Consider the following 13,199-nt stretch of genomic DNA (forward strand, 5'->3'; position numbering starts at 1 on the left):
TTTCAAACGTCCGTTTGATGAAAAAAGGGCTCTTTGTCAATAAGGACTGATGAGTTGTGCAAAATCAAATCTGGGTCAGAATGAACCAGATTCTGGCTCAGATTTTTTGTTATCTTACATTGATTAATTGATTGATCAAAAAGATTCTAATTCTCATGTTCTCGAATGATTTAAATCCGTAGGATACTCGTTTCATTGTCTTTATGTGGGTATTCTTCGCTTCTATTTTTCCATTGGAATAAGGATAGATCATTGCGTTGGTGATGCCTTCTTCATAGGTCAGAAGGTTTTGAAGCTTTTCCCGAAAGCCGTCATCTAACGTTTCGGGAAGTTCTGCCAATAAGGAGAAAAATAAGTCAGGGTCTTTGTCTCGAAAGGCTTCAACTAATTCATGAAAAAAGCGATACGCCTCCTTTAGGGGCGGAGAAAACTCAAGCAATCGATCAATCATCATTGCTTCAGTAAGAAATGGGTATTTTGGTGCTCGGAAACTTTTCCATGTTTTGTATTCATAATGGTTGATGTTTGCACGATTTTTTAGCAAAAAGCGCCAGTTCTTTTTCAGTTTTTCTGCCTGGCTTTTCTGTCCGGCTTTACGAAGTTCATTCATTTCACGGATACGCAACTCATTGAACGCTTGATTCATGTGTTTGACAATATGAAACCGATCAATCACGACTTTCGCATTTGGCAGAACACGTTTGGTGAGCTGGAAGTAGGCGGCGTTCATGTCTGTCACCAAGAATTCTACTTCTTCTGGATTGGTACAACCTAAGAAATAGCTTGTTAATCGAGGTAATTTACGCGTAGGCAAAACATCTATTAATTTTCCTGTTTCGCCATCTGCACAAATAAAGCTCATTTTATCTTCTATGGAAGCATGCGAACGAAATTCATCAACCATCAATACTCTTGGGAGAATCTTCTTAGATTGCTTTGGTAAATAGCTTTTAAACTCTTTCAATGTACGAATAACGGTGGTCAAAGATACCTGACAGCTTTTCGCAATAAAAGATAAAGATACTTTTTCAGTCAGTAAAGAAGCAATTTTATATCTAACATGATTTGCGATTGAATGTCTGGGTTGGACAAAATAACTTTGAGCAGTCCAATGGGTGCGACAGTTTTTACAGGTATAGCGCTGCTTTTTTAGGCGCATAACCAAAGGCATATGATTGTATTGTTCAAAACGGACAATTGTTTCCTTCTTCCCATTTTTCACTATAATTGCTTTCCCGTTTCCATCTACCACAGTAGAACCACAACTTCTACAAGCACGAGGAGTAGGCGAGAGAACAGCATCGACGACCAACGTCTTTTTCTTCTGAAGGGTCTCGTAAGAGACCTCTGTAATCATCAAATCTTTCTCTATTATTCTCAGCATTTTTTTGATAGAATCATTCATATAGCATATCGTCCTCTCAGTTGTTTATTTTGTGGTGATTTAATCATACTAGAGAACGATATGTTTTTTAATACCTAAAATGAAAATGGGGCTGAAGAATCAATTCTGATTCATCAGTCCCATAAATTATAGAGCCGAAAAAAGTAGCGAATCAAAGCATACCAGCAGCAAGCAAAGGGGAAAAAACTTTGCTTGCTTTTCTTTTTATTCGAAAATTAGAAAAGCGATTCCATTGTTGCTGGATCAATGTTTTAAAAACACCATTTTTTATCGGCGAAAAAAATAAATTCTGAATAGGTGAAATATTCTGATAATTCGTTGACATTTCCTAGATTTTTCAGTATATTGGATAACATATTCAGGGGAAGTAAAGGAGAGGAAAATTATGAAAAAGAAATTTGCATTTTTGTTTGCGAGTTTGTTTTTATTGACAGCTTGTAGTGCAGGACCAACAGGTGGACCAACGGATAGCAGTGGTGCTGCTGAAGGTGGCAATAAACAAGAGGGAGATACCATTAAGATTGGTGCCAACTTAGAGTTGTCTGGAGCAGTTGCTGCTTATGGGACGGCTGAAAAAGAGGGGATCGACTTGGCAGTCGAAGAAATCAATGCTGCCGGCGGCGTTCTTGGAAAACAAATTGAAATCATTTCGAAAGATAACAAATCAGATAACAATGAAGCTGCGACAGTAGCAGCCAACTTAGCAACCAACGATAAAGTCGTTGCCATTATTGGACCAGCAACTTCAGGTGCCACAAAAGCGGCTTTACCGAATGTGACGAGAGCCCAAGTACCGATGGTCACTCCTTCAGGTACCGATGATGCGATTACTTACACCAGTGGAAAAGTCCAAGAATTTGCATTCCGTTCTTGTTTCCAAGATAGCTTCCAAGGAACAATCTTGGCAAAATATGCAGCAGAAAATTTGGATGCTTCAAAAGCCGTAATCTTGGGTGATAACTCAAGTGACTACGCAATTGGTTTGACGGAAGCATTTAAAGAAAGCTACCCAGGCGAAATCGTCTTAGAGGATAACTTTACCGAAGGCGACAAAGATTTCCAAGCAGTTCTTACAAGAATCAAAGATGTCGACTTCGATGTCTTGTTCATTCCAGGCTACTACACAGAAGCTGGTTTGATCATCAAGCAAGCGCGAGAATTAGGAATTGATCAAGCAATCATTGGTGCGGATGGATTCGGTGATGAAAAAATGGTTCAAACAGCTGGTGCAGAAAATGTCAGCAATGTTTACTATACAGGTCACTTCTCTACCAAAGCACCAGCAAACGACAAAGTTGAGCCGTTTGTGGCAGCTTTCAATGAAAAATATGGCAAAGAACCTTCTGCTTTTAATGCATTAGCCTATGATGCTGTTTATATGATCAAACAAGCGATCGAAGATCAAAACTCAGCAGATTCATTGGCGATCGCAGCTGGTTTGTCTGAACTGAAAGACTTTGTCGGTGTGACCGGTGAAATCACGATGGATGAAAATCATAACCCTGAAAAATCAGCAGTTGTTTTAGGATTGACTGACGGGAAAGAAACCTCAGCAGACACTGTGGAACCTTAAAAAACCCGCAGTTGTTTGGCAGTGAAAACTGGGACAGACCTGATGTGTTTGTCTCAGTTTCTTTTCTCTAAAAGAATGACCATAATAAATGATATTGGAAGTGAGTATATGGAAATGATGATCCAACAATTGATCAACGGCTTGTTTCTAGGCAGTATCTATGCCTTGTTAGCGTTGGGTTATACGATGGTGTATGGCATCATCAAGTTGATCAACTTCGCCCACGGAGAAGTTTACATGATCGGTAGTTTTATCGGTTACTTTTTGATCAATCAATGGCAATTAGGGTTTTTCCCCGCGTTGTTCATTTCAATGATCGCCAGTGCAGCTCTTGGGGTAACGATCGAATTTTTAGCGTATCGTCCCTTACGCAATTCCACGCGAATTTCGGCACTGATCACGGCAATCGGGGTTTCTTATTTTTTGCAAAATGTCATGATCTTTTTCTTTTCAGCCAATGTGCGCCCCTTTCCGCAAGCGATTGAACGACAAACTTATTCCATCGGGTTTGTTCAAGTAAGTAATGTCCAGTTATTGATCTTGGCTGTTTCGGTTACCTTAATGATTCTCTTGCAATTGATCGTGAAAAAGACCCGTATGGGAAAAGCGATGCGGGCAGTAAGTGTTGATGCAGATGCAGCGCGTTTGATGGGGATCAATGTCAATCGAACGATTTCCTTTACCTTTGCCTTAGGCTCGGCTTTGGCTGCAGCTGGCGGGATGCTGATCGGTTTGTATTATAATTCCATTGATCCATCAATGGGCGTCGTTCCTGGTCTGAAATCTTTTGTTGCAGCGGTTCTCGGCGGGATCGGGATCATTCCTGGAGCAGCCTTAGGTGGCTTTGTGATCGGTTTGGTGGAAACAGCAGCGACAGCGCTTGGTTTTTCTGATTATAAGGATGCTTTAGTGTATGTCATTTTAATAATTATATTGTTGGTTCGTCCAGCTGGGATCCTCGGCAAAAATATCAAAGAGAAAGTGTAGGTGGCAGAAATGAAAAAGAATTTACGTTACAACTTAATCTGGCTCGCTCTGGCAGCTATTCTTTATTTTGGATTATTTGCAGCCTACAATGGCGGAATGATCAATTTGTTCTCTGATGCCATCATCGTCAATATCGGAATCAATATCATCTTGGCAGTCAGTTTGAATCTGATCATCGGCTTTTCAGGGCAATTCTCCTTAGGACATGCTGGATTTATGGCAATCGGTGCTTATGCTGGCGCGATCCTGTCGGCAAGCAATCCAACCTTTGGTGGCTTTTTAACTGGTTTACTGGTGGGGATGCTGGTTTCTGGTGCAGTCGCATTAGTGGTTGGGATTCCGACCCTCCGTTTAAAAGGCGACTATCTAGCGATCGCTACCCTAGGTGTGGCAGAGATCATTCGGATCTTGTTGGTGAACCTACGAGGCTTGACCAATGGTCCTGCAGGAATTTTCGGATTGCCCCAATTCAGTAATTGGCAGATCGTCTTTCTCTTTGCCGTTTTATCGATTCTTGTCGTGTCAAACTTTATCCATAGCGGATCAGGTCGGGCGACTTTAGCGATTCGGGAAGATGAGATCGCTGCAGAATCAATGGGGGTCAACACAACGAAATACAAGGTAATTGCGTTTGTAATGGGGGCAGTGATGGCAAGCATTGCTGGTACCCTTTATGCCAGCTATCAGCAGTCGGTTTTCCCACGAGATTACGGTTTTATGAAATCGATCGATGTATTGATCATCGTCGTTTTTGGAGGGCTTGGGAGTACCACAGGAGCAGTTGTCTCGGCAGTAGTGCTAGGAATCTTAAATATGTACTTGCAAGGCTTCTCTGATTTGCGCATGATCATTTATGCATTGGCTTTGATCATCATCATGATCTTTAAACCAAGCGGACTTTTAGGGACATGGGAATTCTCCGTAAAAGGACTGCTGGATAAATTTAGAAAAAAGGGGGATGACAACGATGCCTCTATTAGAAGTTAAAAGCTTAACGAAAAACTTTGGCGGTTTAGCTGCTGTTTCTCATGTAGACCTCCATTTAGATACCAATGAGCTGGTCGGATTGATTGGACCAAACGGTGCTGGCAAGACAACGCTCTTTAATCTCCTGACAGGTGTGTATGAACCTAGTGAAGGGGAAGTGCTTTTTGAGACCCAAGGTAAGCCAAAACGTTTAAATGGCGTGAAGCCCTATAAAATTGCGGATTTAGGTCTTTCAAGAACCTTCCAAAACATTCGCTTGTTTAAAAATTTGACTGTGATGGACAACGTCTTGATCGCTATGAACAGTAAGCATAAAGAAGGACTGCTGACTAGCATCCTGCGTTTGCCAAAGTACTACAAAAACGAAGCGTCCATGAAGAAAAAAGCCTTAGAGCTATTACGGATCTTTGATATGGATGGCAAAAGTCAAACGTTAGCGAAAAATTTGCCTTATGGCGAGCAGCGTCGGTTAGAGATCGTACGCGCATTGGCTACAGAACCAAAAATTCTGTTTCTTGACGAGCCGGCTGCGGGGATGAATCCTCAAGAAACAACAGAACTGACAAAGTTGATCTATAAGATCCAAAAAGATTTTCAATTGACGATCCTCTTGATTGAGCATGATATGAGTTTGGTCATGGAAGTGTGCGAACGGATCTATGTGCTGGAATACGGCCAAGTCATCGCCCACGGTGAACCAGAAGAGATCAAAAACAATCCGCGGGTGATCGAAGCTTATCTAGGAGGGGAAATCTGATGCTGGAAATTCAAAATTTAAGTGTACACTACGGCATGATCCAAGCGGTCCATGATGTTTCCTTCCACGTCAATCAAGGGGAGATCGTTTCACTGATTGGTGCCAATGGTGCAGGGAAAACCACGATTTTACGGACGATTTCTGGATTGATCCGCCCCTCAAATGGCTCAGTCACTTTTGAAGGAAAACGAATTGAGAAAGAAGCACCGCAAAAAATCGTCGCAAACGGCTTGTCGCAAGTGCCAGAAGGGCGGCACGTCTTTTCAGGATTGACGGTTCAAGAAAACTTAGAGATGGGCGCCTTCTTGCGTAAAGACAGTGGTGTCAAAGAAGACTATGAACAAGTTTACCGCAAGTTTCCTGTATTGAAAGAACGTCTCTCGCAAGATGCGTCGACATTATCTGGCGGTGAGCAGCAGATGTTGGCAATGGGGCGGGCATTGATGTCAAAACCGCGCTTGCTTTTGCTGGATGAGCCCTCGATGGGCTTGGCACCGATTTTTATCAAAGAAATTTTTTCAATCATTCAAGAAATCAAGCAGCAAGGAACGACTGTGCTGCTGATTGAACAAAATGCAAAAATGGCTTTATCGATTGCCGATCGCGGCTATGTATTAGAAACGGGGAAAATCGTTTTAGAAGGTACTGGAGAAGAATTACTAGCAAGTGATGAAGTAAGAAAAGCGTATCTAGGAGGCTAAACAATGAGTGTAAGTGATTTTATGACGAAGACGGTCGTCACCGTCGATTCGCAGACACCGATCTTTGATGCAGTAGATTTAATGAAGCAGCACGATATCCACCGTCTGCCCGTCGTTGACGATGGTAAATTAGTAGGGTTGATCACAGAAGGAACGATCGCTGAAGCAACTCCCTCAAAAGCGACAAGCTTAAGTGTTTATGAAATGAACTATCTCTTAAATAAAACGACTGTCGCTGATATCATGTTGAAAAAAGTGACCACGATTGAACCAGATGCACTATTAGAGGACGCCATTTCCGTCATGCGTAGTGAAAACGTGGGGGTTTTACCAGTCATGGATGATGATACCCTAGTGGGAATCATTACCAACAATGATATTTTCTATGCCTTTTTGAAAATCACTGGCTACCATGATGGTGGAACCCGAGTGTCCATCGAGATCACGGATGACCATGTAGGCGTGTTAGCAGACGTGACCAAGCTGCTTGCCGATCATCAGATGAGTATTTTGACCATCGTAGTCAATCGGATGGCGCTAAAAACGATTGTTGAGATCCAAGTAGAGTCGCGCCAAGTCGCAGCGATTGAGAAAATCTTAAGCGATGCGGGGTATACCGTAACCAGTGCTGTCTTGACGAACCAGAAATGAGACAAAGCAGCAAAAGTAGTCGATCACAACGATTGACTACTTTTTTTCGTTCCAGATGAGATTTTCTTTTTCTTTTGCTGGTTTTCTGTTAAAATAGGAAGGTGCTGTAAAGAAAGAGGTGCAATCATGTCTAAGAAAAATAAAGATATCGAAGTCCGTATTGAAGAAACAACGAAAGCCATTCATGGCAAAGACTATACCGTCAATGAATTATTTATTGGTAAAAAACGTATCGGTGAGATTTTAACGACTGGACCGAAAGAATTTCAAAGCTTTTTAGGGGATGAAGATCTAGGTTCAAGCAGAAGTTTAGAAGCTGCGATCGAGATGATTATTCGCCAATGGAATTTACATGAATAATTTCTAGAAAAATTTACTTTTTGCTCTTGCAATTTGTTATCTTTTTCGGTATTATAACTATTGTCAGGTTTGAGAAAAACCTTTTGGAGGAGTAGCGAAGTGGCTAAACGCGACGGACTGTAAATCCGTTCCTTAGGGTTCAGTGGTTCGAATCCACTCTCCTCCACCATTATTGGGGTATAGCCAAGCGGTAAGGCAACGGACTTTGACTCCGTCATGCGTTGGTTCGAATCCAGCTACCCCAGTCAGATGAATACGCAGAAAAAACAGCAAGTAGTCTTGCTGTTTTTTTTCGTTATTTAACCATTATTTTTTTTGGTTTGAGGAAGGGCTATAAGTTGAAGATTTTTTTTATTTGCGATACGCTAGTAGTAAAGCATTCGGGAGATGAAAACACATGAAATTTAAACTGAATCTAAAAGAAAAAGTAACGGAAGTTGCCGAGCATGTCTATGACGTTGTCAAAAAGGAAGACTATGCGATTCGTGTGGCTCCAAAAGGAATCAAAGTAACAAAACAGCGTAAGACAAAAGACACGATCAAATGGCGCGCAAAAAATCATTGATTGAAGGGCAATTAGCATGAGAGAAACTGCATATAGGCAGTTTCTTTTTTTATTCCTCAATTTCAATCCCCAAGACAGTTAGGTGACCGTTTGCCACTAGTTTGATGACGAGTTTTGCTAAATGGTCGGCGTGCATCGTTGTTTCTGCCGTTAGCCACCAATGCAGCGTGCCAACAAATATTGAGGTCATATAATCAATAATGAAGTCTAAGGGCACTTCAAGATCGCCTTCTGTAATCTTCAAGGTTGAAAAGATCTCTTGATACCGTTCCGTTAAAATCAGCCCTAGTTTTTTACGAATGATCTCAATGGCAGAGGCATCCATGATCGTCAAATAAAAAGAGCGATTCTTTTGAATGTGTATAAAAAGTTCGGTCATGGCCGCTTCGATTTTACGGATCTTGATTCGATTGCCTTGAACGAAATCTTCAAAGTCAAGGATCGAGGTAAAAGATTCGACGGCCAAGTCAAATATTTTTTCATACAAGTCTTGCTTGTCTTTGTAATGGGCATAGAAGGTCGCGCGGTTGATCATGGCTTCGTCTGCGATATTTTGGACAGTCACTTGCTCGAAGCCTTTTTCTTCAACTAAGCGAATAAAGGCTTCAATAATGTACTTATTGGTTCGTTTAACACGTAAATCCAATTTTTTCATATTGTGAATTTCCTTTCAAAATAAACGACAAAAAACGTCTAATTGTTGTTTATCCCACACCTTCGTTGGAATTGTTTGTTGAATTATCAATTAAAAGAATTAAAATGAACATAAGTATTATAACAAACGGCTTGTTAGATAATCAACAAAGTGTTGTTTAGATGGAGGCAACAAATGAAAAAATATAAGGCGGGCATCGATGTCGGTTCAACAACGGTCAAGATGGTTCTGTTAGATGAACGCAATCAAACGTGTTTTTCAAGGTATGAACGACACTATGCAGACATCCAAAAGGCAGCGGAAAAAATTATTAAAGAAGCGCAAGCAGTAATCCAAGATCAGCCAGTTGCGCTGGCGATTACCGGATCAGGCGGAATGGGGCTGGCGGAAGTTTTGCGGATCCCTTTTGTCCAAGAGGTCATCGCTTGTACCAAAACAGTCGAGACAGTGATCCCAGAAACGGATGTGGCGATCGAATTAGGTGGTGAAGATGCGAAGATCACCTTTTTTGAAGGTGCGTTGGAGCAGCGGATGAATGGCAGTTGTGCCGGTGGGACCGGTGCGTTTATTGATCAGATGGCGGTTTTATTGAAAACGGATGCCAATGGGGTCAATGAGCTAGCCAAGGGATACCAAACCCTTTATCCGATTGCCTCACGCTGCGGGGTCTTTGCCAAAACTGATGTGCAGCCGCTGATCAATGAAGGAGCGGCAAAAGCGGACATTGCTGCGAGTATTTTTCAAGCGGTGGTCAATCAAACGATTGCTGGCTTAGCAGCTGGTCGTAAAATCAAAGGCAAGGTAGCCTTCTTAGGCGGTCCACTGACGTTTATGTCGGAATTGCGTCAACGATTTATCGATACGTTGAACCTGCAAGAAGCAGATATCATTTTTCCCGAGAATCCAGAACTATTTGTGGCGATGGGGGCTGCACTGTATGCAGAAGAAGCGCAGCAGCTTTCTGTACTATGCGACCGCTTAGCCAATGAAGAAGACGGCACACTTGCGCCAACAGATACGCTAGATCCTTTATTCAAAGACGAAGCAGAACTGGCTGTTTTTCGTGCCCGCCATGCCCAAGCGGTTGCTACAGAAAAACCTTTGTCGGAGCATAAAGGTGCTGCTTATTTGGGTATCGATGCTGGATCAACGACAACGAAAGTTGTCTTGATCAATGATGCAGGGGATTTGTTGTTTTCTTTTTATGGCAACAATGAAGGCGAGCCGTTAGCGACAACGATGGCGGTTTTACAAGAGCTTTATCGTCAGATGCCTTCTGACGTTTACATCGCAAAGTCAACGATCACAGGGTACGGTGAGCATCTGATCAAACATGCACTGAAGGTCGATATCGGTGAAGTCGAAACAATGGCCCATTACAAAGCTGCTGAACATTTCCAGCCAGGGGTTGATTTTATCCTGGACATTGGTGGGCAAGACATGAAGGCGATGACAGTCAAAGACGGTGCACTTTCTTCGATTCAGCTAAATGAAGCCTGTTCGTCAGGATGCGGCTCGTTCATTGAGACCTTTGCCAAATCTATGAATCAGGATGTTAAAGAATTTGCGCTGGCAGCGACAAAAGCCCAAGCGCCGGTTGACCTGGGTTCGCGTTGTACCGTCTTTATGAACTCAAAAGTCAAACAGGTCCAAAAAGAAGGAGCCTCTGTTGGCGACATTTCGGCTGGCTTGTCTTACTCGGTCATAAAGAATGCTATCTATAAAGTGATCAAGGTTCGGCGCCCCGAAGATCTTGGCGAGAAAATCGTCTGCCAAGGAGGGACTTTCTATAATGAAGCGGTTCTGCGCGCCTTTGAATTGATCAGCGGCCGTGAAGTCGTACGACCATCGATCGCTGGCTTGATGGGCGCTTATGGGGCGGCGTTGATCGCGTTAGAAGAAGCGGCGATCGACGATGTCAGTACGTTGTTGTCTCCTGCAGAAATGGCCGATTTTCAAGCAGAAAAAGAATTTACAAATTGCGGTCTTTGCGAAAACAATTGTTTATTAACCGTGACCCTCTTTTCGGATGGTCGAAAATTCATTACGGGGAATCGCTGCGAACGTGGTGCGCGGATCAAAATCAAAAAAGAAGACCGCAAAGTCAATCTCGTGGATGAAAAATACCGCCGCTTGTTCAAGTACCGTTCTTTGCGTAAAAAAGATGCCCTCCATGGGGAAATCGGCTTACCAAGAGTGTTGAATCTTTATGAAAATTATCCGCTATGGCATACCTTTTTCACCCAGTTAGGATTTCGAGTAACCTTGTCGCCGCGTTCTAATAAAGAACTATATGAGCAAGGGATCGAAACGATTCCTAGCGATACCGTTTGTTACCCAGCCAAACTAGCCCATGGACACATCCAAGCACTGATCGATCAAAACATACCGTTGATCTTTTATCCAGGAGTCATTTTTGAGCGAGTAGAGAACACTGCCGCTGAAAATCATTTTAACTGTCCAATCGTACAAAGCTATCCAGAAGTGATTCGTAACAACGTCGATGCGATTCGTGAAGGGGCGGTTGACTACCGCTGTCCATTTTTAAATCTGGCAGATGAAGCCTCAATGGTCAAAACCTTAATGGAGACGTTTCAAGATTTTGGTTTTTCTGAAGACGAAATTGCCCAAGCGCTGCGCAGCGGCTTCGAGGAACTAGATCAGTTCAAAGCAGATATTGCGCAACGGGGAGAAGAAACGCTGCGAATGCTGATGACGACCAACCAAAAAGGGATCGTTTTATCTGGAAGACCGTATCATTTGGACCCTGAAATCAACCATGGGATAGCGGAAGTCATTACCCAAGAAGGCTTTCATGTACTGACCGAGGACAGTATTGCTCATTTAGCAAATGTCGGCGATCTGCGGGTCGTGGATCAATGGGTCTATCATTCACGGTTGTATGCGGCTGCACGAGTGGTGGCGAAAAACAAGCAGTTGGAATTGGTTCAATTAAACTCCTTCGGCTGCGGGATCGATGCAGTGACCACCGATCAAGTCGAAGAGATCATGGCGCAATATGGCAAGCTGTATACGGTGTTGAAAATCGATGAGGGTGCAAACCTTGGGGCGATTCGGATTCGGTTGCGTTCCTTGAAAGCAGCAGTCAACGAACGGGATAAACAGCACTTTGTTCCTAAAAAGCAATACGAGGAACCAGCAAAGATTATTTTTACCAAAGAAATGCGAAAGCAGCACACGCTCTTATTGCCGATGTTGAGTCCCATCCACCAAAGCGGATTAGTAGATGTCGCTTTGCAGGCTTCCGGGTATCAAGTGGTCTGTCTGTCCAGTGAAGATCGAGAAGCAGTCAATGTCGGTTTGCGCTTTGTCAATAACGATGCCTGCTACCCGGCCATCATTTCCATTGGACAGCTGGTAGAAGCGTTACAAAGCGGGGAATATGACGTCGAAAACACCAGCGTATTGATGACCCAGACGGGCGGTGGGTGTCGCGCAACGAACTATATTCCCTTGTTACGTAAAGCATTGAACGATGCAGGATTTCCGCAAGTACCGGTGGTATCTATTTCGATGGGCAATACTGGTGTTGAATCAAATCCTGGCTTTCGCTTTACCTTGCCGATGATGAAACGCTTGGCGGTGGCATTTTTATACGGAGATCTCTTTGAACGGGTCGTTTATCGCACCCGTCCATATGAGCAAGAAGCAGGGGCTGTCGATCGGCTCCACCAAGAATGGCTGGAAAAAATTGCCAAAAATGTCCGCAATGGCTCCTTCAGCCTCTTTAATCGCAATATGAAGAAAATCATTCAAGACTTTGATCAAGTGCCGTTAAATGCTATCAAGAAGCCACGTGTCGGTGTCGTGGGAGAGATTTTAGTGAAGTATTCACCGACTGCCAATAATGATGTCGTTCGCCTGTTAGAAGCAGAAGGAGCGGAAGCGGTCGTACCAGATATTGTCGGCTTCATGAATTATTCCCTCTACAATCAGATTTGGCGCTACGAGCATTTGGGGATGGCGAAGAAAAGCAAAATGATCGCTGATTTTGCGATCATGGCGATTGAACGGCTCCAAAAACCAATGGATAAAGCGTTGCGGGCGTCAACGCGCTTTGAGGGCATTCATTCGATCCATCAGCTTGCCGAGCAAGCGAGCGAGATTGTTTCCATCGGCAATCATACGGGAGAAGGCTGGTTCTTGACCGGTGAGATGATTGATCTGTTGGAAAATGATGTCAACAATATCATTTGTCTGCAACCATTTGGCTGCCTGCCTAACCATGTAGTAGGAAAAGGTGTTATGAAAGAATTACGTCATCAATACCCGCAGGCGAACATTGCAGCGATTGATTACGATCCAGGTGTCTCGATCGTCAATCAATTGAATCGTATCCGCTTGCTGATGGCAACTGCCAATAAAGCGCTGGCTGAATAAATTCTCAAGCCAGCGACCGAACCAATTTAAAAGCAAAGAGACTGCTCTTGTTTGGACAATTTGTGATAACTTCTTTTTCTGCCTATAAAATGGGGAAAGAGTTCGCACAAATTGAGAAAAACTGAGCAGTTTTTGCTTTTTTTATTAGCTATTTAGG

At 43.1% G+C, this 13,199-nt stretch carries 11 protein-coding genes and 2 tRNA genes; 11 read left to right on the forward strand and 2 right to left on the reverse strand.

What is annotated here, in order from left to right; translation table 11 throughout:
* Positions 1-109: 109 nt before the first annotated feature.
* A complete protein-coding gene (locus IGJ15_RS03545; RefSeq protein WP_016249833.1) occupies positions 110-1,405 on the reverse strand; it encodes an ISL3-like element ISEfa11 family transposase in 1,296 nt (431 codons plus the stop codon).
* 385 nt (positions 1,406-1,790) lie between these two features.
* Between IGJ15_RS03545 and IGJ15_RS03550 the strand changes: the two genes are divergently transcribed.
* The 10 genes from IGJ15_RS03550 (at position 1,791) to IGJ15_RS03595 (ending at position 7,986) form a co-directional block, all read left to right on the forward strand.
* Entirely contained in the window at positions 1,791-2,978 is a 1,188-nt protein-coding gene (locus IGJ15_RS03550; RefSeq protein WP_010749790.1) for an ABC transporter substrate-binding protein, read from the forward strand.
* Between the two features lie 108 nt (positions 2,979-3,086).
* The gene (locus tag IGJ15_RS03555) at positions 3,087-3,965 is read left to right on the forward strand and encodes a branched-chain amino acid ABC transporter permease (protein WP_005228742.1); all 879 of its coding nucleotides are present in this window, start codon (positions 3,087-3,089) and stop codon (positions 3,963-3,965) included.
* Between the two features lie 9 nt (positions 3,966-3,974).
* Complete coding sequence (locus IGJ15_RS03560; RefSeq protein WP_231434758.1) at positions 3,975-4,952, forward strand: branched-chain amino acid ABC transporter permease; 978 nt, start codon at positions 3,975-3,977, stop codon at positions 4,950-4,952.
* Positions 4,933-5,709 carry an ABC transporter ATP-binding protein gene (locus IGJ15_RS03565; protein WP_015510179.1) on the forward strand — a complete coding sequence of 259 codons (777 nt, stop codon included), beginning with the start codon at positions 4,933-4,935 and terminating at the stop codon, positions 5,707-5,709. Before IGJ15_RS03560 ends, IGJ15_RS03565 begins: the two co-directional genes overlap by 20 nt.
* Positions 5,709-6,410 carry an ABC transporter ATP-binding protein gene (locus IGJ15_RS03570; RefSeq protein WP_015510178.1) on the forward strand — a complete coding sequence of 234 codons (702 nt, stop codon included), beginning with the start codon at positions 5,709-5,711 and terminating at the stop codon, positions 6,408-6,410. Before IGJ15_RS03565 ends, IGJ15_RS03570 begins: the two co-directional genes overlap by 1 nt.
* A 3-nt stretch (positions 6,411-6,413) precedes the next feature.
* Complete coding sequence (locus tag IGJ15_RS03575; protein ID WP_231434757.1) at positions 6,414-7,061, forward strand: CBS and ACT domain-containing protein; 648 nt, start codon at positions 6,414-6,416, stop codon at positions 7,059-7,061.
* 126 nt (positions 7,062-7,187) lie between these two features.
* Positions 7,188-7,421 carry a DUF2969 domain-containing protein gene (locus IGJ15_RS03580; protein ID WP_005228752.1) on the forward strand — a complete coding sequence of 78 codons (234 nt, stop codon included), beginning with the start codon at positions 7,188-7,190 and terminating at the stop codon, positions 7,419-7,421.
* 85 nt (positions 7,422-7,506) lie between these two features.
* Positions 7,507-7,590, forward strand: a tRNA-Tyr gene (locus tag IGJ15_RS03585).
* Between the two features lie 4 nt (positions 7,591-7,594).
* Positions 7,595-7,666 (forward strand) — tRNA-Gln (locus IGJ15_RS03590).
* A 152-nt stretch (positions 7,667-7,818) separates the two neighbouring features.
* Entirely contained in the window at positions 7,819-7,986 is a 168-nt protein-coding gene (locus IGJ15_RS03595) for a hypothetical protein (protein ID WP_005228760.1), read from the forward strand.
* A gap of 49 nt (positions 7,987-8,035) precedes the next feature.
* Here IGJ15_RS03595 and IGJ15_RS03600 read toward each other — a convergent pair whose 3' ends face one another.
* Positions 8,036-8,641 carry a TetR/AcrR family transcriptional regulator gene (locus IGJ15_RS03600; RefSeq protein WP_086337982.1) on the reverse strand — a complete coding sequence of 202 codons (606 nt, stop codon included), beginning with the start codon at positions 8,639-8,641 and terminating at the stop codon, positions 8,036-8,038.
* 174 nt (positions 8,642-8,815) lie between these two features.
* Between IGJ15_RS03600 and IGJ15_RS03605 the strand changes: the two genes are divergently transcribed.
* Complete coding sequence (locus IGJ15_RS03605) at positions 8,816-13,042, forward strand: 2-hydroxyacyl-CoA dehydratase (RefSeq protein ID WP_231434756.1); 4,227 nt, start codon at positions 8,816-8,818, stop codon at positions 13,040-13,042.
* Positions 13,043-13,199 lie beyond the last annotated feature (157 nt).

This window comes from Enterococcus sp. AZ079 (assembly GCF_050547255.1).
In the GTDB taxonomy this organism is placed as follows: Bacteria; Bacillota; Bacilli; order Lactobacillales; family Enterococcaceae; genus Enterococcus_D; species Enterococcus_D casseliflavus.

Bases quoted from the DNA above. Each gene is read 5' to 3' on its own strand.
- IGJ15_RS03545 (WP_016249833.1), bottom strand. From the start codon at position 1,405: ATGAATGATTCTATCAAAAAAATGCTGAGAATAATAGAGAAAGATTTG.
- IGJ15_RS03550 (WP_010749790.1), top strand. From the start codon at position 1,791: ATGAAAAAGAAATTTGCATTTTTGTTTGCGAGTTTGTTTTTATTGACA.
- IGJ15_RS03555 (WP_005228742.1), top strand. From the start codon at position 3,087: ATGGAAATGATGATCCAACAATTGATCAACGGCTTGTTTCTAGGCAGT.
- IGJ15_RS03560 (WP_231434758.1), top strand. From the start codon at position 3,975: ATGAAAAAGAATTTACGTTACAACTTAATCTGGCTCGCTCTGGCAGCT.
- IGJ15_RS03565 (WP_015510179.1), top strand. From the start codon at position 4,933: ATGCCTCTATTAGAAGTTAAAAGCTTAACGAAAAACTTTGGCGGTTTA.
- IGJ15_RS03570 (WP_015510178.1), top strand. From the start codon at position 5,709: ATGCTGGAAATTCAAAATTTAAGTGTACACTACGGCATGATCCAAGCG.
- IGJ15_RS03575 (WP_231434757.1), top strand. From the start codon at position 6,414: ATGAGTGTAAGTGATTTTATGACGAAGACGGTCGTCACCGTCGATTCG.
- IGJ15_RS03580 (WP_005228752.1), top strand. From the start codon at position 7,188: ATGTCTAAGAAAAATAAAGATATCGAAGTCCGTATTGAAGAAACAACG.
- IGJ15_RS03595 (WP_005228760.1), top strand. From the start codon at position 7,819: ATGAAATTTAAACTGAATCTAAAAGAAAAAGTAACGGAAGTTGCCGAG.
- IGJ15_RS03600 (WP_086337982.1), bottom strand. From the start codon at position 8,641: ATGAAAAAATTGGATTTACGTGTTAAACGAACCAATAAGTACATTATT.
- IGJ15_RS03605 (WP_231434756.1), top strand. From the start codon at position 8,816: ATGAAAAAATATAAGGCGGGCATCGATGTCGGTTCAACAACGGTCAAG.